The organism is Streptomyces sp. NPDC057654, from assembly GCF_042800135.1.
Taxonomy (GTDB): Bacteria; Actinomycetota; Actinomycetes; order Streptomycetales; family Streptomycetaceae; genus Streptomyces.
On record NZ_JBHVHQ010000056.1, the window covers coordinates 1 to 19,396 of the forward strand.

The 19,396-nt window shown below is 71.8% G+C and carries 18 protein-coding genes; 8 read left to right on the forward strand and 10 right to left on the reverse strand.

Annotated features, from left to right (window positions below; genetic code table 11):
- Nucleotides 1-107 precede the first annotated feature (107 nt).
- The gene (locus ACFU99_RS07460; protein ID WP_384387190.1) at nt 108-1,091 is read right to left on the reverse strand and encodes an NAD-dependent epimerase/dehydratase family protein; all 984 of its coding nucleotides are present in this window, start codon (nt 1,089-1,091) and stop codon (nt 108-110) included.
- A 75-nt stretch (nt 1,092-1,166) separates the two neighbouring features.
- Nucleotides 1,167-2,993, reverse strand: coding sequence for a bifunctional metallophosphatase/5'-nucleotidase (locus tag ACFU99_RS07465; protein ID WP_384387192.1), 1,827 nt, complete (start codon nt 2,991-2,993; stop codon nt 1,167-1,169).
- 154 nt (nt 2,994-3,147) lie between these two features.
- On the opposite strand from ACFU99_RS07465, the gene mshD reads away from it, so the two are divergent.
- From mshD to ACFU99_RS07500, 7 genes are all read left to right on the forward strand, one after another.
- Complete coding sequence (gene mshD, locus ACFU99_RS07470) at nt 3,148-4,071, forward strand: mycothiol synthase (protein ID WP_384387195.1); 924 nt, start codon at nt 3,148-3,150, stop codon at nt 4,069-4,071.
- An 88-nt stretch (nt 4,072-4,159) separates the two neighbouring features.
- Nucleotides 4,160-4,588, forward strand: coding sequence for a GntR family transcriptional regulator (locus tag ACFU99_RS07475; protein WP_384387237.1), 429 nt, complete (start codon nt 4,160-4,162; stop codon nt 4,586-4,588).
- Nucleotides 4,585-5,517 (forward strand): ABC transporter ATP-binding protein, encoded by a 933-nt coding sequence (locus ACFU99_RS07480; protein WP_384387198.1) that lies wholly within the window; start codon nt 4,585-4,587, stop codon nt 5,515-5,517. Before ACFU99_RS07475 ends, ACFU99_RS07480 begins: the two co-directional genes overlap by 4 nt.
- The gene (locus ACFU99_RS07485) at nt 5,514-6,515 is read left to right on the forward strand and encodes an ABC transporter permease (protein WP_384387201.1); all 1,002 of its coding nucleotides are present in this window, start codon (nt 5,514-5,516) and stop codon (nt 6,513-6,515) included. Before ACFU99_RS07480 ends, ACFU99_RS07485 begins: the two co-directional genes overlap by 4 nt.
- Nucleotides 6,516-6,652: 137 nt before the next feature.
- A complete protein-coding gene (locus ACFU99_RS07490; RefSeq protein ID WP_384387203.1) occupies nt 6,653-9,067 on the forward strand; it encodes an RNA degradosome polyphosphate kinase in 2,415 nt (804 codons plus the stop codon).
- A gap of 106 nt (nt 9,068-9,173) precedes the next feature.
- Nucleotides 9,174-10,286, forward strand: a complete 1,113-nt coding sequence (locus ACFU99_RS07495) for a CHAD domain-containing protein (RefSeq protein ID WP_384387206.1) — start codon at nt 9,174-9,176, stop codon at nt 10,284-10,286.
- Between the two features lie 54 nt (nt 10,287-10,340).
- A complete protein-coding gene (locus ACFU99_RS07500) occupies nt 10,341-10,760 on the forward strand; it encodes an NUDIX hydrolase (protein ID WP_384387209.1) in 420 nt (139 codons plus the stop codon).
- Between the two features lie 20 nt (nt 10,761-10,780).
- Here ACFU99_RS07500 and ACFU99_RS07505 read toward each other — a convergent pair whose 3' ends face one another.
- From ACFU99_RS07505 to ACFU99_RS07530, 6 genes are all read right to left on the reverse strand, one after another.
- Nucleotides 10,781-12,109: an MFS transporter gene (locus ACFU99_RS07505; protein WP_384387211.1), complete on the reverse strand. Its 1,329-nt coding sequence runs from the start codon at nt 12,107-12,109 to the stop codon at nt 10,781-10,783.
- Nucleotides 12,110-12,322: 213 nt separating this feature from the next.
- A complete protein-coding gene (locus tag ACFU99_RS07510) occupies nt 12,323-13,276 on the reverse strand; it encodes a VOC family protein (protein WP_384387214.1) in 954 nt (317 codons plus the stop codon).
- The gene (locus ACFU99_RS07515; protein WP_384387216.1) at nt 13,273-14,448 is read right to left on the reverse strand and encodes a 4-oxalomesaconate tautomerase; all 1,176 of its coding nucleotides are present in this window, start codon (nt 14,446-14,448) and stop codon (nt 13,273-13,275) included. Before ACFU99_RS07515 ends, ACFU99_RS07510 begins: the two co-directional genes overlap by 4 nt.
- Nucleotides 14,445-15,185, reverse strand: coding sequence for a 4-carboxy-4-hydroxy-2-oxoadipate aldolase/oxaloacetate decarboxylase (locus tag ACFU99_RS07520; protein ID WP_384387219.1), 741 nt, complete (start codon nt 15,183-15,185; stop codon nt 14,445-14,447). The genes ACFU99_RS07515 and ACFU99_RS07520 overlap by 4 nt, the downstream gene beginning before the upstream one ends.
- Nucleotides 15,185-15,949 carry a PIG-L deacetylase family protein gene (locus tag ACFU99_RS07525; RefSeq protein ID WP_384387222.1) on the reverse strand — a complete coding sequence of 255 codons (765 nt, stop codon included), beginning with the start codon at nt 15,947-15,949 and terminating at the stop codon, nt 15,185-15,187. Before ACFU99_RS07525 ends, ACFU99_RS07520 begins: the two co-directional genes overlap by 1 nt.
- 85 nt (nt 15,950-16,034) lie before the next feature.
- Complete coding sequence (locus ACFU99_RS07530) at nt 16,035-16,688, reverse strand: GntR family transcriptional regulator (RefSeq protein ID WP_384387225.1); 654 nt, start codon at nt 16,686-16,688, stop codon at nt 16,035-16,037.
- 310 nt (nt 16,689-16,998) lie between these two features.
- Between ACFU99_RS07530 and ACFU99_RS07535 the strand changes: the two genes are divergently transcribed.
- Nucleotides 16,999-18,048 (forward strand): hypothetical protein, encoded by a 1,050-nt coding sequence (locus ACFU99_RS07535; protein ID WP_384387228.1) that lies wholly within the window; start codon nt 16,999-17,001, stop codon nt 18,046-18,048.
- A 30-nt stretch (nt 18,049-18,078) separates the two neighbouring features.
- Here ACFU99_RS07535 and ACFU99_RS07540 read toward each other — a convergent pair whose 3' ends face one another.
- Both ACFU99_RS07540 and ACFU99_RS07545 read right to left on the reverse strand, forming a co-directional pair.
- Complete coding sequence (locus ACFU99_RS07540) at nt 18,079-18,411, reverse strand: DUF6193 family natural product biosynthesis protein (protein WP_384387230.1); 333 nt, start codon at nt 18,409-18,411, stop codon at nt 18,079-18,081.
- Nucleotides 18,412-18,852: 441 nt separating this feature from the next.
- A complete protein-coding gene (locus ACFU99_RS07545; RefSeq protein ID WP_384387233.1) occupies nt 18,853-19,038 on the reverse strand; it encodes a hypothetical protein in 186 nt (61 codons plus the stop codon).
- Nucleotides 19,039-19,396 lie beyond the last annotated feature (358 nt).

Here is a 19,396-nt window from a genome sequence, read left to right on the forward strand (position 1 = left end):
GGTGTCTGTCGGGCGCGGGCCGTCGGTGGCTAGTCGCGCCGTTCCTCGCGCCCCTGACGGGGCGGATCCGTTGGCGTTTGGCTGCGGGGCGCGGGCGCGCACTGGCGTCAGGCGTCCAAGACCTCCGCTTCCTTCTCCGGGGACAGCCCTACCGGAGGGCGGTCCGTGCGCTGCGGTGCTTCCCCCGGCAGGGACTGGAGCCAGGTCCAGGTGTCGGTGACCGTCTCGGAGACCGGGCGGCAGCGCAGGCCGGAGGCAATGGCCTTTTCCACGCCTCCGGCGTGGATCGTGTCGTGGAGTTCGCCCGGTGGGAGCCAGACCGGCAGGTCGGTCCAGGGGGCGACGCCCGCGTCGAGGATCTTCTCCGGGGCCGTCCAGCGCAGCTCGGCCGTGCCGCCGGTGGCGTGGACGCAGGCGTCCAGGAGTTCGCCCATCGTGGCGTGGCCCTGCGGGCAGAGCAGGTTGTAGGGGCCGCCGAGCCCCTGCTCGATCGCGCCCAGGGTCCACGCGGCGAGGTCGCGGGGGTCGATGAACTGCACGCCGGAGTCGTACGGTCCGGGGGCGAGGACCGGGCCGCCGCGGGCCATGCGGTTCAGCCACCACGGCAGCCGGCCGACGTTCTCCCAGGGGCCGAGGATCAGCCCGGCCCGTACGAGCAGCGCCCGGTCGCCGAAGGCGGCGACGGCGGCCAGTTCGCCGCCGCGCTTGGCCTCCGGGTATTCGACGTCGCCGTCGTCCGGTGAGCCGCCCACCAGTTCGCCGCTCTCGTCGAGCCCCACCGCGCAGGGGTGCCGGTACACGGACCGGCTGGAGATGTAGGCGTAGCGCGCGACGCGGCCGGCGAGCAGCCGGGCGGCGTCCCGTACGGCCGAGGGGGCGCCCGCCCAGGTGTCGACGACGGCGTCCCACTCGCCCTCGGCGAGCCCGGCCAGGCCGCCCTCGGCGGTCCGGTCGCCGAGCACGGTGGCGACGCCCGGCGACGCGGCGTGGCGCCCGCGGTGGAAGACGGTCACCTCCCAGCCCCGCTTGAGCGCCTCCTCGGTGACGGCCCGGCCCACGAATTCCGTTCCACCCAATATCAGCAGCCTCATGACGGCGACTCTGCCCGACGGCGTCGGGGTACGGAAGTGGGCCACGCTCTCAGCGGAATCATGGGCGGGAGCGGGTCACTTGATCATCGTGATGCGGTCCGCGAGCGGCGGGGCCAGCGGCGCGGACGGGGTGGAGTGCGCCTTGAGGTACGCCACGAAGAGGTCGAGGTCGGACGCGCCGACGAGCTTGTTCTTGCCTTCCTTGAAGGCGGGGAAGCCGTCGCCGCCGCCGGTGAGGAACTCGTTCATCGCCACCCGGTACGTCTTCGCCGGATCGATCGCCGCGCCGTTCAGTTTGATGGAACTCGTCACGACGCGGTCCGCGCCCGACTTGGTGAGATCGAGGGTGTAGGTGAGGCCCTTGGAGACCTGCAAGATGCGCGGCTGCGCCGCATTGGCCCCGCTGACCTGCTGTCGCAGCGCGGCGACGACCTGCGCGCCGGTGAGGTCCACGGTGGTCATCATGTTGGTGAACGGCTGGACCGTGAACGCTTCGCCGTAGGTGACGACGCCGTCGCCCTCACTGCCCGACGCCTTGTAGGCGAGGTCGGAGCGGATGCCGCCGGTATTCATGAAGGCGAGTTGCGCGCCGCCCTTGTCGGCCGGGGCGAGCCCTTCGAGCTGGGCGTCGGCGATGACGTCGCCGAGCGGTTTCTCGTACGCGGTCGAGCCCCGCCCTTCGATGTCGGCGGAGATGTAGCCCACGGGCTTGTTCGCGACGGGCGCGGCCAGCTTGTTCCAGCGGTCCAGGAGCGAGGTCAGGTCCGGGGCCTTCGGCTGGGTGCGGTCCACGACGTGGTTCGCGGCCTTCGGCCCGCGGACGCTCGTACGGACGATGTCGCCGCTGCGGCGGTCGTAGGTGAGCGTCGTCTCCGTGTAGAGGCGGCCGAAGGAGGCGGCGGAGGTCACGGTGCGCGGGGCGCCGGAGGGGTCCGGGATGGTGCAGGCGTATGCCTGGTGGGTGTGGCCGGTGATGAGCGCGTCGACGCGCGGGGTGACGTGCTTGGCGATGTCGACGATGGGCCCGGAGATGCCGTCGCCGGGGCCGGGGCTGTCGCAGTCGTAGTTGTACGAGGCGGAGGCGGGCAGTCCGCCCTCGTGGATGAGGGCGACGATCGACTTCACGCCCTGGCGGTTCAGTTCCTTGGCGTACTTGTTGATCGTCTCGACCTCGTCGTGGAACTTCAGGCCCTTGACGCCCTCCGCCGTGACCACGTCCGGCGTGCCCTCCAGCGTCACGCCGATGAAGCCGATCTTCACGCCCTTGTGCTTCCAGACGGTGTACGGCTTGAGGATGGGGCGGCCGGTCTTCTCGTCGGTGACGTTGGCGGCGAGGTAGGGGAAGCCGGCGCCCCCGAAGGTCCTGCCTTTCTCGAAGCAGCCGTCCTTGGGGTGGCAGCCGCCGCGCTGCATGCGCGTCAGCTCGGCCCGGCCCTCGTCGAATTCGTGGTTGCCGACGGACGTCACATCGAGGTCGAGCCGGTTCATCGCCTCGATCGTCGGCTCGTCGTGGAAGAGCCCCGACAGCAGCGGGCTCGCGCCGATCATGTCGCCCGCGGCGGCGGTCACGGAGTACGGGTGCCCCTCGCGGGCCGTACGCAGCGAGTTCGCGAGGTATTCCACGCCGCCCGCGGGCACCGCCTTCGTGGTTCCGTCCGGCTGCCGCTCGGTGACGGTGCCGGAGGCGCCCTGCGGGGGTTCGAGGTTGCCGTGCAGATCGTTGAACGAGAGCAGCTGCACGTCGACGGTGTGCCGCGGGCGGTGGCGGTCGGCGGAGGGACCGTTGGCGTCCGCCGGGGCTGCTGCGGAGAGCACCCCTGCCGTGGCGGCGAGCGCGGCCGCGGCGGTCGCGAGTCTTCGTACGGGACGTCTGCGGTGCGGTACGGCGACCGTGGGCTCCATGGGCTCCCCCTCGTGGGCGGCGCGGCGAGTGCGTCCGGGCGGTCGGCAGCTTACGGCCGGGGCGCGTAGCCCGACAGGAGGAACGGGTTACGGGCCGGTTGCCGCCCGACGACGGGGGAGGGGGCGCGCGGGGGCCCCGCCGTAGGCTCACCCCATGAGCGACATGGTGAACGAGACAGCCGGCGAGCGCCGGATCGAGGTGCTGGAGGAACTCGCGCCGCAGACGGCACAGGCCGTGCTCGACCTGGTGGAGGAGGCGGCCGGTACGGACGGCCAGGCCGCCGTGTCCGAACAGGGGCGGCTGCACCTGCGCGGCCGCCGGAGCGGGGTGCGCCATCTGCTGTTGTGGGACGCGGGCGAAGAGCTCGTCGGATACGGGCAGCTGGAGGACGCGGACCCGGTGGAGGCCCCGGCGGCGGAGCTGCTGGTGCGCCCCGGACGCCGGGGGAGGGGCCACGGCCGGGCCCTGGGGAACGCGCTGCTGCGGGAGTCCGGCAAGCGGCTGCGGGTGTGGGCGCACGGCGGCCACCCCGCGGCCCGGCACCTCGCGCAGGTGCTGGGGCTCTCCCTCTTCCGCGAGCTGCGCCAGCTCCGCAGGCCGCTGAACGACCTGGAGCTCGCCGAGCCCGTACTGCCGGCCGGGGTGTCCGTACGCGCCTTCCGGCCCGGCGAGGACGACGCGGCGTGGCTGGCGGTGAACGCGGCGGCCTTCGCGCACCACCCCGAGCAGGGCTCGCTGACGCAGCGGGACCTGGACGACCGCAAGGCGGCGTCCTGGTTCGATCCGAAGGGGTTCTTCCTCGCGGAGCGGGACGGGCAGATCATCGGCTTCCACTGGACGAAGGTGCACGCCGCCGAGGGGCTCGGCGAGGTGTACGTGCTGGGGGTGCGGCCGGGCGCGCAGGGCGGCGGGCTCGGCAAGGCGCTGACCGCGATCGGGCTGCGGCACCTGGCGGGCGAGGGGCTGCCGACGGCGATGCTCTACGTCGACGCGGACAACGTGCCGGCGGTGACGGTCTATGAGGGGCTCGGGTTCGTGACGCACGAGACGGATCTGATGTACCGGACGGAGGCCTGAGCGTACGAAGCTGAAGACAGCTCCGTTTGACACCGGGCAGTGCCGCACATCACCCTTTCACTAGGCAAATAGTGGAAGGGTGATGTGCGTGGTCGAGTTCCGCATCGACCGGCGGAGCGGCGTCGCCACCTATCTGCAAATCGTCCAGCAGACCAAGCAGGCGCTGCGGCTGGGGCTGCTCGCCCCCGGCGACAAGCTGCCCACCGCCAAAGAGGTCGTCGCGGCCACCGCCATCAACCCCAACACCGTCCTCAAGGCGTACCGGGAACTGGACCGCGAGGGCCTGGTCGAGGCCCGCCCCGGGCTCGGGACCTTCGTGCGCCGCTCGCTCGCCCGGCCGGGGGCCGCCGCCGGCTCGCCGCTCCGCGCGGAGCTCGCCGACTGGATGGACCGTGCCCGCGCCGCCGGGCTCGACCGGGAGGACGCGGCCGCGCTGGTCATGTCCGTACTGGAAGCGGAATTCGACGACGGCAGCCCGTCGCCCGCACCGAACGCTGTGACCGAGGGAACCGGATGACCGACCTGACCTATCAGCCGGACCGGACGGCCGTGGAGGCCGTCGGGCTGGGCTGCAAGCGCTGGCGCGGCTGGGCCCTGCGCGACTGCTCCTTCCGGATACCCACCGGCCGCGTCTGCGCGCTCGTCGGCCCCAACGGCGCGGGCAAGTCCACCCTGCTCGCGCTGGCCGCCGGGCTGCGGCGGCCTTCCGAGGGCTGGATCGAGCTCTTCGGCCACCGGCCGGACGACCCCGAGCTGCGGCCCCGCGTCGGCTACCTCGCCCAGGACAAGCCGCTGTACCCCAATCTGACCGTCCGCGAGACGCTGCGGGTGGGCCGCGAGCTGAATCCGGGGCGCTGGGACCAGGCCACGGCGGAGCGCGTACTCGGCGAGGGGAAGGTGCCGCTCGGCCGACGGGTGGGCGCCCTCTCCGGCGGCCAGCGGACCCGCGTCGCGCTCGCCCTCGTCTTCGCCAAGCGCCCCGAGATCCTGCTGCTGGACGAGCCGATGAGCGACCTCGACCCGCTCGTGCAGCACGAGATGACGGCCGCCCTGATGACCGAGGCAGCCGAGCACGCCACCACCGTCGTGATGTCCTCGCACGTCCTCGCCTCCCTCGACGGGATCTGCGACTACCTGCTGCTGATATCCGGCGGCCGGGTGCGGCTCGCGGGCGAGGTGGAGGACCTGCTCGCCACGCACTCGCTGGTCGTCGGCCGCAAGGACGGGAGCGCGCACCAGCCGGAACTGGCGCCGCACACCGTCATCGAGTCGCGCACCACGGGCCGCCAGCTCACCGCGCTCGTACGGTCCGAGGGCCCGGTCACCGGCCCCTATGAGGCCGTCGAACCGTCCCTGGAGGAGCTGCTCCTCGGCTATCTGCGCTCGACCGACGCCCCCAGCCTGTTCACCCCCAGCGCCGAGCCGCGCACCCGGAGGGCGGCATGACGACGACGGCCACGAAGCCCGCGGACGCGCCGCGCACCGCCCGTGACCCGCACCGTTCGCCGGTCGGCGGGGTCACCTGGCTGGTGTTGCGCCAGCACCGGCTCACCCTGTGGATATCGGCGGTCGTCTTCCTCGCGCTCGTCATCGAGCTCGTGTGGCTGCGCATCGCGATCACGGATTACATACGCACGACCGTGCAGTACTGCGCGGACACAGGTGGTGACCCCGACTGCACCCCGATGTCCCTGGGGGTCGAGACGGAGTACGGCGAGCTGCTGTCCGCGACCGGGCTGTTCATCGGGTTCCTGCCGCTGCTGTTCGGCCTGTTCGTGGCCGGGCCGGTGATCGCCCGTGAACTGGAGAGCGGCACGTACCAGCTGGCCTGGACGCAGTCCGTCACCCCGATGCGCTGGTTCGCGGCCAAGCTCGCGCTGCCCGCCGTCCTCGCGGTGTCTGGGGTGACGGCGCTGAGCGCGCTGTACACCTGGGCCTGGTGGCCGGTCCAGGACCTGCTGCCCGGCCGGAGCTGGCACGGGGACTTCGACACGGTCGGCCCCGCGCCCGTCGCGTACGCCCTGCTCGGCATCGCCGTCGGCGCGGTCGCGGGGCTGCTGATCAAGCGCACGCTCGTCTCGATGGCCGTGACACTGGTCGCCTTCGAGTTGCTGACCTGGGCCGTCGCGGCGCTGCGCCCGCATCTGGCACCGTCCAGCACGCGGGTCGGCAAGGACTTCCCGACCCTGAACAGCATGGACTGGGGGTGGCGGCGGGGGTACGTCACCGCGACCGGCGGCCACCTGCCCGAGGAGACGTGCTCGAACGGCTCGGTCGTACAGCGGCAGTGCCTCACCGATCACCACGTGGTCGGCGAGTTCAGCGACTATCACCCCGCCTCGCAGTTCTGGTCGCTCCAATGGACGCAGGCGGGGCTGGTCGTGGTGCTCGCGGCGCTGTTCGCGTGGTTCGCGGTGCGGTGGATGCGGCGCGGCAGCCGCTGAGAGGCGCGGTTCCCGGGCCCCGAGGCGATTCCGCGACGTCTCCGGCAGCACCGTCGACGCCGCGGGGTAGCGTCCCGATTTCCTAAGCGCCATGTGCGCGTTACCGGCGATTCAATTGCGGTTGCGAGCATCGCTGAATGCAGCCCGCTGTGCCCGATCCCCCCGACCGCAGGCTCCGCGCCGCCCACGAGCCGCTTTCCGACGCGCCCGCGGTACCGCTCGCGCGGAACAATGGCCACATGCTGCATTCTCCGCAGGAGCGTCCGTCGGACCCCCGGAAGACCGCACGGAGCGCACGGAACGCCAGGAACGCGACGAACCCAGTCCCGGCCGACCCGCCGCCGCAGCCCTCGGTCGGCTCCATAGCGGCGCACCGCCCGCACGCCGTGGGCGCGCCCGCCGTCCCGGGGCTCGACCCCGACCTGGACGCGGACCCCGACGCGTACGACGAGGAAGCCTCCCGGCACGCGGACGGCGGGGACCTGCCGCAGGGCCGCTTCCTGGACCGGGAGCGCAGTTGGCTCGCATTCAACGAACGGGTGCTGGAACTCGCCGAGGACCCGGCGACGCCGCTCCTCGAACGGGCTAATTTCCTGGCCATTTTCGCCGGCAACCTGGACGAGTTCTTCATGGTCCGGGTCGCGGGACTCAAGCGGCGCATCGCGACCGGCGTGGCGACCCGCTCGGCGTCCGGGCTCCAGCCCCGCGAGGTGCTGGACCTGATCTGGACCCGGTCGCGGGAGCTCATGGCCCGGCACGCGGCCTGCTACCAGCAGGACGTCGCCCCCGAGCTCGCCGAGCAGGGCATCCACCTGATCCGCTGGCCCGAGCTGACGGAGAAGGAGCAGAGCCGCCTCTTCACGCTCTTCCGGCAGCAGATCTTCCCCGTGCTCACCCCGCTCGCCGTGGACCCCGCGCACCCCTTCCCGTATATCTCGGGGCTCTCGCTCAACCTCGCCGTCGTCGTGCGGAACCCGGTCAGCGGGCATGATCACTTCGCACGTGTGAAGGTCCCGCCGCTGCTGAACCGCTTCCTGGAGGCGTCGCCGCAGCGGTACGTGCCGCTTGAGGACGTCATCGCGGCCCACCTGGAGGACCTCTTCCCCGGCATGGAGGTGCTCGCGCACCACATGTTCCGGGTCACCCGCAACGAGGACCTGGAGGTCGAGGAGGACGACGCCGAGAACCTCCTCCAGGCGCTGGAGAAGGAGCTGATGCGGCGCCGCTTCGGGCCGCCGGTGCGCCTGGAGGTCGAGGAGTCCATCGACCCGTACGTGCTCGACCTGCTGGTCCGCGAGCTCAAGGTGAGCGACGCCGAGGTCTACCCGCTGCCCGGGCCGCTCGACCTCACCGGGCTGTTCGGGGTCGCCGCGCTGGACCGGCCGGAGCTCAAGTACCCGAAGTTCGTGGCGGGCACCCACCGGGACCTCGCAGAGGTGGAGTCCGCGTCCGCGCCCGACGTCTTCGCCGCGCTGCGGGAGCGGGACGTCCTGCTGCACCACCCGTACGACTCGTTCTCCACCTCGGTCCAGGCGTTCCTGGAGCAGGCGGCGGCCGACCCGGCCGTGCTGGCCATCAAGCAGACGCTGTACCGCACCTCGGGCGACTCGCCGATCGTGGACGCGCTGATCGACGCCGCCGAGTCCGGCAAGCAGGTGCTGGTCCTGGTGGAGATCAAGGCGCGCTTCGACGAGCAGGCCAACATCAAGTGGGCGCGGAAGCTGGAGGAGGCCGGCTGCCATGTCGTCTACGGGCTGGTGGGGCTCAAGACGCACTGCAAGCTCTCCCTCGTGGTGCGCCAGGAGGGCGACACGCTGCGCCGCTACTCCCATGTGGGGACCGGCAACTACCACCCGAAGACCGCGCGGATGTACGAGGACCTCGGGCTGCTGACCGCCGACGCGCAGGTGGGCGCGGACCTCTCGGACCTCTTCAACCGGCTGTCCGGCTACTCCCGGCGGGAGAACTACCGGCGGCTGCTGGTCGCCCCCAGGTCGCTGCGCGACGGCCTGCTCTCGCGGATCGCCAAGGAGATCGCGGGCCACCGCGCGGGACGGCCCGCGTACATCCGTATCAAGGTCAACTCGATGGTGGACGAGGCCGTCATCGACGCGCTGTACCGGGCGGGCAAGGCCGGTGTGCCGGTCGACGTGTGGGTGCGCGGCATCTGCGCGCTGCGGCCCGGCGTGGCCGGGCTGAGCGAGAACATCCGGGTGCGCAGCGTGCTGGGACGCTTCCTCGAACACTCGCGGGTGTTCGCCTTCGGGAACGGTGGCGAGCCCGAAGTCTGGCTCGGCAGCGCCGACATGATGCACCGCAACCTCGACCGGCGCATCGAGGCGCTGGTACGGGTCACCGACCCGGCCCACCGCGCCGCGCTGAACCGGCTGCTGGAGTCGGGCCTGTCCGACTCCACCGCCTCCTGGCACCTCGGCCCGGACGGCGGCTGGACGCGGCACGCCACGGACGGGGACGGCCGGCCGCTGCGGAACGTGCAGGAGATGCTCATAGACGCCCGGAGGCGCCGGCGTGGCTCATCAGCGACCCCATGACCGGCCGGTTCCCCCGCTGGGCGCGGCCGGTGTTCCCGCGCCGGGCCGCGCGGACCGTTACGAAGACAGCCTCCGGGGCCTTAGGGACCTCCGGGGGGAGGACACGATGACGAACAACGCGGCAGCCGCTCTGCCGGCCCCTGCCGGACCGTCCGACCCGACCGCCGCCGACGTGCTCTCCCGCTACCTCAACGCGCGGTCCGCGGACTTCCTGCGGAGCCTGCGGCTGCACGCGGAGAGCGGCGCCGACGCGGACGACGCCGTCGAGGCGGCCCGGCTGCTGCGCCGCTCCGCGCGGCGGATCAGCGGGGCGCTGTACGTCTACCGCCCGCTGACGGACACCGACTGGTCGGACGGGCTCCGCACGGAACTCGCCTGGCTGTCGGGCACGCTGGCGCGCGAGCACGCGTACGCGGCGCGGCTGGCACGGCTGCGGGGCGCGCTGCACCGTCTCTCCGGGGCGGCCGACCGGCCGCAGCAGGCGCGGGCGGCGGAGCGCGAGGGCGAGCGTCCGGCGAGCGCGCTGACGGTGGGCGCGGCGCGCGCCGGGGCGCTGCTGGAGCGGCAGTTGACGCTGGCGCGGACGCGCGCGCACTCGGCGGCGCTCCAGTCGCTGGGGTCCTCGCGCTTCCACGCGGTGGCCGACGCGGTCGCCGTACTCGCCTCCGAGGCGCCGCTGGACCCCGCCGCCGAGGACCTGCTGGCCCACCAGGCGCTGCCGCGGCTGGCCGGCCACACGCACCAGCGGCTCATCGAGGCGGTGCAGGCGCTGCCGCTGGGCCTGGCCGGACACCCGTACAACGCCGAGGCGCTCGTCCACGGCCTGGCCGCCGCCGAGACCGCCGACGCGCCGCCCGCCGCGGAGCGCCAGGACGCGCCGTGGCACCACGTACGGCAGCTCGTACGGCTGCGCCGGTACGCGCAGGAGGTGCTGGACGTGCCGGGCCTGGGCGCACCGGGTTTCCCCGACGACGAGGGGGAACCCGGCTTCGCGGCCCGGCTCCTGGGCGCGAGCCAGGCCCTGGACCGCCACCGCGACGCCGCCGAAGCAGCCGCCGCGGCGGCCTCCGCCGCCCGTACGCCCCGTATCGCCCCGGCCACCGCGTACGCTCTCGGCGTGCTCCACGCCGATCAACGGCACGAGGTGGAGGCGGCGAGGTTCTCCTTCGGGCGGATCTGGCAGCGGCTGACGGCGGCGCCGGCGAAGACGGCACCGTGACGGCGGGGGCTCGGTGGCAGGTGTGGACGGACGAGTGACGGGCGGAGCGACGGAATGACCATGGTGGACGGGACCATCCGCGCGGCGGGCTGCGTACTGTGGCGGCGGGGCCCGGCGGACGGAAAGCTGGAGATCGCCCTCGTACACCGCCCCAAGTACGACGACTGGTCCCACCCCAAGGGCAAGCTGAAGCGCGGCGAGGACGCTCTGACCGGCGCCAAGCGCGAGGTGCTGGAGGAGACGGGCATGCACTGCGCTCCGGGCCCGGTACTCCCCACCGCCCACTACATGGCGGGCCCCCGCCCCAAAGAGGTCCGCTACTGGGCGGCGGAGGCGACGGAGGGCTCTTTCGAGCCCAACCGGGAAGTGGACCGCCTGCTGTGGCTGTCACCTGCGGCGGCGCGCGCCCGCCTGACGCAGGAACGCGACCGGCCCCTGGTGGACGCCCTGTTGGCGGCCCTGCATCTGGCGTGACGCGGCCTCACTTGATCTGATCAGGTGGCCGACGCGGCAGGGCGCGCCCTGATGACGAGGGCGGCCAGGGCCATCATCAGCGCTCCGAAGACGGCGGCGCAGGCGAACACCGTGAAGCCCGCGCCGGCGTTGCCCGCGGCGAGGAGCTCGCCGCCGACCCACGGGCCGAAGACGGCTCCGAAGCGGCCCATGCCGGAGACCCAGCCGAGGGCGGTGGGGCGGTCCTCGTCGCTGTGGTGGGCGCCCACCGTCGCGTAGACCATGGCCTGGGCGGAGAAGAGCAGCAGGCCCGCGAGGAAGACCACCGCGTACAGGGCGCCGACCGGCATCTTGACGCCCATGAGGTAGACGAAGACGGCGGTCAGCAGGAACCACGCGATGACGACGGTGCGCGGGCCGACCCTGTCGGCCGCGCGGCCGGCGATGAGCATGCCGCAGATGCCGCCGACGTTCAGGAACGTCGAGAACAGGAGCGAGTCACCGGTGTCGTAGCCGAGATCGACCATGATCTTCGGCAGCCACTGGCCGACGCCGTAGACCAGGAGCAGACCGGCGAAGGACGTCAGCCAGAAGCAGAGTGTGGTGTTCCACCGGCCGCCCCGGAAGAGGTTCTTCAGCGCGTCCAGCTTGTCCGTGCCGCTCTCCTTCGTCTCGGGCAGCGCGGTGCCGAAGTCGGCGGCGAGCGTCTCGGCCTCGGCGCGGCGGCCACGGGTGAGCAGGTTGGCCGGCGACTCGGGCAGCAGCTTGAGGGCGACGGGCAGCAGCACCAGCGCCGGGACCGCGGAGGCGATGAAGGCCGAACGCCAGCCGAAGTCCTCGACGAGCCACAGCGCGATGAGCGGGGCCAGGGCGCCGCCGGTCTGGTGCGCGGTCATGATGACGCCGGTGGCGAGGGCGCGGCGGCCCCGGGAGGCGAACTCCATCCCGTACGAGATGGCGATCGGCAGCAGCGCGCCGAGCCCGAAGCCGCACACGAGGCGGAAGAAGCCGAACTGGCCGGAGGTCTGGGACCAGCCGGTGCCCAGCGTGGCGAGGGTGAAGAGCGCGACGCTGACGAAGACGGTGTTGCGGCGGCCGATCCAGTTCGACGCCATGCCGGACAGGATCGTGCCGATCAGCATGCCGAAGGTGGAGTAGCTGCCGATGGTGCCCGCGGTGGCGGCGGTGAGCCCGAGGCTCTTGCCGCCGAGCATCTTCGGGAGCACGGAGCCGTAGATGAACGTGTCGATGCCGTCGAGGAGGACGAGCCCCCAGCACAGGGCGATGACGGCGGTACGGCTTCTGCGGGCGGGTAACCCGCTTGTCCGGGGGAGCGGGGAGGTGGCGGAGGGGGCGGCGGAGGACGTCATTGTTCCCTCTCGTGCGGGGCGGCGGGGGAGCGGGGCATCAGGGCGGGGCCCTGATGTCTGGCTGCAAGGGCGGCAGGGGACAGGGCGGCAGGGCGGCAGGGCGATGGGGCGGTAGGACAGTCAGGCCGGGCAGGCTGGACAGGCCGGGTTGGACCGGGCGGGCCGGTTCGGACCGGCAGGCGGGGTTGGGCCAGGTCATACCGGCCAGGCCGATCAGGCCTGGGCGGGTGGCGTGCCGTGGGTGTGGAACGACGCGATGGTCCGCAGACCCCACGCCTGGCCCTTCGCGCGCTCCTCCTCGGTCCACGTGATCAGCGGCCAGTCGGGGGCGAGCACGAGGCGGCTGAGCGGGTTGCACAGTTCGATGCGGTTGCCGCCGGGCTCGTAGACGTACAGGAAGAACGTCTGCTGGATGGCGTGCTTGTGCGGGCCCGTCTCGATGAAGACGTCGCTGTCGATGGCGAGGTCGGCGGCGCGCAGGATGTCCTCGCGGGTGTCGGTCGCGAAGGCGATGTGGTGCAGGCGGCCCGTGCTGCCGGTCCAGTCCTCGGTGTAGACGACGTCGTACGACTTATCGGTGAAGGTGAGCCAACGGGCGGCGATCTCGCCGGAGTCGAGCTGGATCTGCTCGGTGGGGCGGGCGCCCAGGACGTGCTGCTGGAACTCGGCGTTGGCCAGGACGTCGGCGGCCAGGAAGTTGACGTGGTCCAGGCGCCGCACCCCCACTCCCCGGTTGGGCTTGGCCTGCGGCTGGTTCTTCAGGGCGGGCCGGAGGCCGCCGGGGGCCGTGTAGTGCTCGCTCTCCCAGTACAGGGCGTGTTCGTGGCCGTCGGGGTCGGTGGTGACGTACAGCTTGCCGAGGCCGGGCTCGTCCTCGGTCCAGTGGCCGGTGCCGCCCGCGTCCTCGACGGCCCGCACGCGGCGCAGGAGCGCCTCCTCGCTGGAGACGCGCAGGGCGAGCCGGCCGAGGCCGGGCCGGTCGCGGGCGGTGAGGACCAGGCTGTGGTGCTCGTAGTCGTCGAAGGTGCGCAGGTACACGGTGTCGCCGCGCTGTCCGTTGACGGTCAGGCCGAGGAAGTCGGTGAAGAAGACGACGGAGGCGTCCAGGTCCGGGGTGAACAGCTGGGCGTGCCCGATGTGGGCGATGTCGCCGAGCGGGGGAGTCATCCTTGGCCTCCTGCGGTGGGTGCGGTCAGCGGAGCCGTCTCGGGTGACCGGGGGAAGACGGCGCCGTCGAAGATCTTGCGGGCCGTGCGGACCACGGCGGTGCGGCGGGCGCGGAGCGGGTCGTTGCGGAGCAGGTCGTTGCGAAGCGGGTCGTCAGGGGAGGGGGCGGTGGCCGGGGGGCCGCTTTCGATGTCGGTGAATCCTGTGGGGTGCTCGATGCGCAGCCGTTCGCCCTGCTCCGGGAGCCCCTGCTCCGGGAGCGCTGCGATGCCGTGCGCGACGCTTCCCTCGATGCGCAGCCCGGCGGCCACACTCGCCGCGCCGAGGACGCCGATCGAGGTGTGGCAGCGGACCGGGATGAAGGTGCGCGTGGTGACCGCGCCGCCGTGGCGTGGCGGGGCGAGGAGGGTGAGCTTGGGCACGGTCGCGGCCGGGACGTCGCCGAGGCCCATCAGCTTCCCTGCCGCGAGCCGGATTTCCCGTAGCCGTTCGGCGAGTGCGCCGTCGGCCTCCAGGGCGTCCGGCTCCTCGTAACCGGTGACCCCGAGGTTCTCGGCGGGGATCAGGACCGTCGGCATGCCGTTGTCGACGCAGGTGACCTCGGTGCCGGCGACGGTGTCGCGCACGTTCCCGGTGGGCAGCAACTCACCGTCGCCCGAAGGGAATTCGATGGCTATGGCGGCTGCTGTCCCCGGTACGCCGGAGATCTCCGTACCGCCTTCGTATCCGCCTGTGTAGTCGACGCGTCCGCCCGGTGTCGGGAACGTCGCCGTGGCGAGTGCGCCGGAGTTCACCATGCGGATGCGTACGGACGTCTCGACGTCGCCGGGGGCGACCAGGCCGCGTTCGACGGAGAACGGGCCGACTCCGGCGAGCAGGTTGCCGCAGTTCTGGCGATCCGACACTTCCGCTGCACAGACGCCTACTTGAAGGAAGAGATAGTCGACGTCGACTTCGGGGGCGGCGGATAAGGACACCACGGCGACCTTGCTCGTCAGCGGGTGGGCTCCGCCGAGTCCGTCGATCTGGCGGGGGTCCGGGCTGCCCATGATGCGGAGTAACAGGCCGTCGCGGGCAGCTGGTTCGGAGGGCAGGTCTTCGGCCAGGAAGTACGCGCCTTTGGACGTGCCGCCGCGCATCAGCATGCAGCGCACTCCCGGGGACCCGGTCACGAAGCGCCTTCTGTGAAGGCCGCGTCTGCCGTGTATGCCGCGTATGCCGCGTATTCTTCGTACGTCCGGTACTCGACGCCGAGCTGCTGGAGGGTGTCCCGCAGCCCGTAGCGGTCCAGGCCGAGCCGGCCCTCCAGGAAGGCGGCGCGGGCTCCGGCCTCCTTCTGCTCGCGGGCCGCGGACGCCTCGGCGGTATGCCGGGCGTGTCGGCGCTCGACGACCACGACGCCGTCGTCGTCGGCGACGATCACGTCACCGGGGCGGATCACCTGGCCGCCGATCGCGACGGGCACGTTGACGCTGCCGCCGGTCGCCTTGACGGTGCCCTGCGGGCTGACGGCGGCGGACCAGGCGGGGAAGCCCATCGCGCGCAGTTCGGCGGTGTCCCGGATGCCGGTGTCCAGGACGGCGCCGCGTACGCCGCGACGCGCGAGGGCCGTGGCGAACAGCTCGCCGAACAGGCCGTCCGTGCAGGGGGAGGTGGTGGTGACGACGAGGATGTCGCCCTCGCCGCACTGCTCGACCGCCGCGTGGATCATGAGGTTGTCGCCGGGCCAGGACAGCACCGTGACGGCGGTGCCCGCGACGCGTACGCCCTGCTGGACCGGGCGCAGGTGCGTGCCGAGGAAGCCGGTGCGGCCCATCGCCTCGCCGATGGTGGCCGTGCCGTGGCGGGCGAGCGCCTCGACGTCCTCCGCCTCGGCTCTGGGCGGACCGGTGACGATGACGCCGGGCATCAGGCGAGCTCCTTCGCGATCTGCGGGTACGGGCGCATGTAGGCCTCGGCCATGGTCTTGTGGGCGAGGCCCAGGTTCGGACCGGCGTTCCGCTTGAGCTGCACTCCTCGGCGTACGGCGAGATCCGTGTAGTAGTCCCACAGGTGTTGCTGTGCGCCCAGGCACTCCATGGCCTTGCGCTTGGTCTCCCACACCTCGGTGATGTCGAGCAGCACCTCGGGTTTGAAGCCGCTCATCTCGGGCTGGTGCGGCTCGAAGTAGAAGACGGGCGGGGCGCCGATGATCTCGCCCTCGCCGGGGTAGCCGATGGCCTGCGCGAGGACACGGGCCTCCAGGGCCATGCGGTTGGCCGCGGGGTGGTCGATGTTGTACGGGTCCGCCACCGGGTGCGTGAGTACGGCGTCGGGCTGGGCGGCGCGGTAGGCGGCGACGAGCTGATCGGTCAGCTCAGGGGTGGCCACCAGGGGATAGTCCCCGGCGTCGAAGAAGCGGACCTCGGCGCCGAGCGCGGCGGCAGCGCGTTCGGCCTCGTCGCGTCGCAACTCCTTGATCTCGTCGAGCTTCCGGCCCTCACGCCATGCCTTGGCGGACTCGCCGCGCTCGCCGAAGGTCAGGCACGCGATGGTGACCTTCTCGCCGCGGGCGGCGGCCAGGGCGATGGCGCCGCCCGCCCGCCACACGAAGTCCCCTGCGTGTGCGGCGACGACGAGGGTCGATCGGGGCGGGGCGGCGGTGGCGGGCGGTGCGCCGGTGCCGTGGGTCATGCTGCGTCTCCTTGATGACAGGTGTGCACCCGTTGACGACTGGTGTGCACTCGCTGATGACAGGTGCGCCCGCCCCGGGAGCGCGTCAGTCGGCGCGCAGGGCGTCGAGCACACTGCTGAGGTGGGCGCGAACGGCCGCCTCGGCCGCTTGCGGATCCCTGGCGCGGATCGCCTCGATCACCGCCAGGTGCTCACTCAGGGACTGCTGCGGACGCCCGGGACGCAGCGCCAACTGGAAGCGATGGCGCACCAGTTGAGCATTGAGCCGCTCCAGGAGGGCGACGGCCGTGCGCTGGCCGGAGATGTTCCGGATCAGTGCGTGCAGATCGTGGTTGAGCTCGGAGTAGGTGACCGGGTCGCCGTCGGCGACCGCCTTGGCCATGGCTTCCCCCGCGCCGGTCAGCTCGTCGAGCTGCGCGTCGGTGGCGACCTCCGCCGCCTTGGCCGCACACAGCCCTTCGAGCGCCATCCGGCACTCCGTGATCTCCACGGCCTCCTCGACGGTGACCACGCGCACCCGCGATCCGCGGTTACGAATCCGCTCGACCAGACCTTCGGAGGTGATCTCCAGCAGCGCGGCGCGCATGCTGGCACGCGTGACGCCGTACTGCTCGGCGAGCTCGTTCTCCATCAGCCGCTGCGCCGGAGCCATTTCGCCCTGCGTGATCGCCTTCCGCAACCGTTCCAGCGCGTACTGCTTGGCCTGCTCTCCGGAGCCTGGATGGGCTTCCTTCGGCATGTGCCCTCCCTGAGTGAGTGCGTATCGACGCTAAATCTAGGCGAACAGAATTGTCAACGATTTTGTTCACACTTGAGCGGCGTACGGAGGGCGGGGCGGGGGAGGGGTGGTTGGTGGTGGAACGCCTCGCGGTGGCGGCGTGCCGTCGAGCGCATGCGCGAAGCCGCCAATCGGGCGCGCGAGGTGCGGGTTTGGCGGTATTGTGACCGCGTCATCACGCTCCGTGTGTACGTACGGAGCGGCCCTCAGTGGTGCTGACAACACCGGTCTGAGGGCCTTCACCGCGAGTGGAAGAAAAGGTCCCACTGAGATGCTCCGGCATGTTATCGCGCCCGTCAGGCGCTATGTGAAGGCGTCGCACGACGTAGTCCGTCATCGCCGTCTGGAGAGCGATGCGAAGGTCCTCCTCCTGTACGTACAGGGGCTGCCCGAGTCCGAGGCGGCGAGGCCGTTGGGCGAGCATGCGGCGCAGCTCGGGATCAAGGGGCGGGCGTTCCAGAAGGCGAAGCAACAGCTGGTGGAGGGTGGCTACTTCCATGACTGGAGGTGGCAGGGTGAGCGGGGCCGCTGGATGACGGACCAGGTGTTCGCGAATGTGGTCCTGAGTGCGGAGGAGGCGGTGCGGGTACGGGACGGCGACGGGTCGGCCTCGCCGAATCCGCAGCCGTGTCCGCAACCGAGTGCGCAGATTCCGACGGTCGGTGGGCCGACGGGCCGGAGGGCCGGTGGTTATCTCCGTAAGAAGAAGAATGAGGAGAAGAACTCCTCCCACCCACCCACCATCGCTCCGCGTGAAGAACCGAGGGAGCAGGACCACTGCCCGGCTGGACCGGCACCGGACGCCCCTCCGGACCCTTCTTCGGTCCCTTCTTCGGCCCCCTCCTCGGACCCCTCTTCGGACCCCCACGAACCACTCCGGCGAGCGATCCTCGCCCCTCACTTGGCCGAGGCCGAACGAGTCCTGCTGTCGCTCCGTCACGCCGACCGCCGACTGCGCCTCGGCGTAGCGGAGGCCAGGGAACTCGCGGGTGCCGCCGCCGAGTGGTTTCTCCGCGGGGCACGGTCCGGGGAGCTACGAGAAGCCCTGACCACCGGCCTCCCACCCGAAGGGGTGCGCTACGCCCCGGGGTTCGTACGCCGCCGCCTCACGGACAAACTGCCGGAGGTCCGCAGCATCCCGGAGCAACAACAACGCGCCCGCGAGGCCGAACCGCCAACCCCGCCACCCCAGTTCACAACCTGCCAGGGCACCGGCAACGAACACGTCTTCCGGCCCGTAGCCGACGAGACGTACTGCGGCCCATGCCGACAGGAGCGAGCCGAAGCAGCCTATTCCGCCGCCCACGCCGAACCGATCTGACGACCGTTCGGTGGCCCACGACCATGGGCTTCAGCCCGTGCCGCCTCCCGGAAGATGGGCCACTACAAGAGCGGCGGCTTCCTCCGGCGTCGCTACTTCGCCCAGAAGGGTGGTGTAGCCGGACGTGTAGACCGTATAGGGCGGCTTGCCACAGACGATGAAAGGCAAGTTGTCGTCGTTCCCGGCCGATGACGGGGCAGATCGCAGGAACTTCAAGATGCCGTGGCTCGGCCACGGGTAGAGGCTGCGGAGTTCCGGCTGGGCGTACGCGGCTTCGATGACCAGCGGATCCCCTTGCCGGGTTCCCGGAGTACGTTCCAGCAGCTGACGCCAGGCCGTGGGGATGTCGGGAGCTTCAGGCATGAGCCATTTTCGGAGGTTGCGGGGGGCTCGGGCAAGTGGCATGGGGGTAGTTCGCCGTAGCCCCTCCCCCTCTACTGAGACCGTGTCCTACGTGGCGAGGGCCGGGCAGTCTGATTCGCGGCCGTGGGGCTTGCGATCCGATGATGCGGCTCCACGAAGGCATCTGGTCGCTGCCGCAGATCACCAGTGCCAAGTCGGCGCGGACTGGCACGCGGCGGCGGTGCGGAATTGCTGTCCGCGATGGACATGCGGTTCGCATCGCGCGAACACGCCGGAATGGCCCGGATGGAGTGCAGACTGGGAATCACGCGGATCGGAAACGGATGGGTGAACCGGCCCGTGTGGGACAGCGAACTTCGTCATCCACACTGCCGCCCTTCCGCCCGGCCCGGCGTCGCCCGCGCCGCAGCCGAAGCGGCCGACGCCGCGGCCCAGTCGACCTCACACGGCCTGCGAAAGGGCGACGAACTCCTCAACGGACTCTTCGGTGAACCCGCCGCAGCGCGTCTGGCCGAGGCCGCACCGGCCGCCGGCGCGCAGACCGGCGACGGAGAGCGTCACCTGAACGTCGTCGCGGATCTCTCCCCCCCCGAATCCGCCGGTGGCGGAACCAGTGCAGGTGGGCAAAGGCACGCTCCACGAACGGCGTTGGGTTCCAAGCCCGGAGCCGCGCTCGGCGTCCCGGCGGGCGATCCCCGGCTTCACTCCGAGCGCCCATGGGAGGCGGCGGCACTTGTCATGGCCGTAGCCGAGGCGGGCCATGGTTCTGACCCGGCCAACAGGGCTTCGTCCCGTCTTGGGCCTACGGCCCACAGCGCGGGGGCGGTTGGGCGGGGCGGTATTGCGCTCGGCCGGGTGCGGGTTTCGTCTCGGACCCTCCGGGTCCAAGGCGCTGGCAGCGGAGGGGGAGGGGCGGGGCGGGTGTTGTTGCGCTGTCTGCGGCGGTGTTCGTGGCTGGGGTGCAGGCTGGCTCCGCTGCGCTGCG

Excerpts from the sequence above, each read along its gene's own strand:
- ACFU99_RS07530 (WP_384387225.1), bottom strand. The coding sequence starts at position 16,688 with ATGCCGAAGGAAGCCCATCCAGGCTCCGGAGAGCAGGCCAAGCAGTAC.
- ACFU99_RS07460 (WP_384387190.1), bottom strand. The coding sequence starts at position 1,091 with ATGAGGCTGCTGATATTGGGTGGAACGGAATTCGTGGGCCGGGCCGTC.
- ACFU99_RS07480 (WP_384387198.1), top strand. The coding sequence starts at position 4,585 with ATGACCGACCTGACCTATCAGCCGGACCGGACGGCCGTGGAGGCCGTC.
- ACFU99_RS07535 (WP_384387228.1), top strand. The coding sequence starts at position 16,999 with ATGCTCCGGCATGTTATCGCGCCCGTCAGGCGCTATGTGAAGGCGTCG.
- ACFU99_RS07490 (WP_384387203.1), top strand. The coding sequence starts at position 6,653 with ATGCAGCCCGCTGTGCCCGATCCCCCCGACCGCAGGCTCCGCGCCGCC.
- ACFU99_RS07500 (WP_384387209.1), top strand. The coding sequence starts at position 10,341 with ATGACCATGGTGGACGGGACCATCCGCGCGGCGGGCTGCGTACTGTGG.
- ACFU99_RS07525 (WP_384387222.1), bottom strand. The coding sequence starts at position 15,949 with ATGACCCACGGCACCGGCGCACCGCCCGCCACCGCCGCCCCGCCCCGA.
- mshD (WP_384387195.1), top strand. The coding sequence starts at position 3,148 with ATGAGCGACATGGTGAACGAGACAGCCGGCGAGCGCCGGATCGAGGTG.
- ACFU99_RS07495 (WP_384387206.1), top strand. The coding sequence starts at position 9,174 with ATGACGAACAACGCGGCAGCCGCTCTGCCGGCCCCTGCCGGACCGTCC.
- ACFU99_RS07520 (WP_384387219.1), bottom strand. The coding sequence starts at position 15,185 with ATGCCCGGCGTCATCGTCACCGGTCCGCCCAGAGCCGAGGCGGAGGAC.
- ACFU99_RS07510 (WP_384387214.1), bottom strand. The coding sequence starts at position 13,276 with ATGACTCCCCCGCTCGGCGACATCGCCCACATCGGGCACGCCCAGCTG.
- ACFU99_RS07465 (WP_384387192.1), bottom strand. The coding sequence starts at position 2,993 with ATGGAGCCCACGGTCGCCGTACCGCACCGCAGACGTCCCGTACGAAGA.
- ACFU99_RS07485 (WP_384387201.1), top strand. The coding sequence starts at position 5,514 with ATGACGACGACGGCCACGAAGCCCGCGGACGCGCCGCGCACCGCCCGT.
- ACFU99_RS07505 (WP_384387211.1), bottom strand. The coding sequence starts at position 12,109 with ATGACGTCCTCCGCCGCCCCCTCCGCCACCTCCCCGCTCCCCCGGACA.
- ACFU99_RS07540 (WP_384387230.1), bottom strand. The coding sequence starts at position 18,411 with ATGCCTGAAGCTCCCGACATCCCCACGGCCTGGCGTCAGCTGCTGGAA.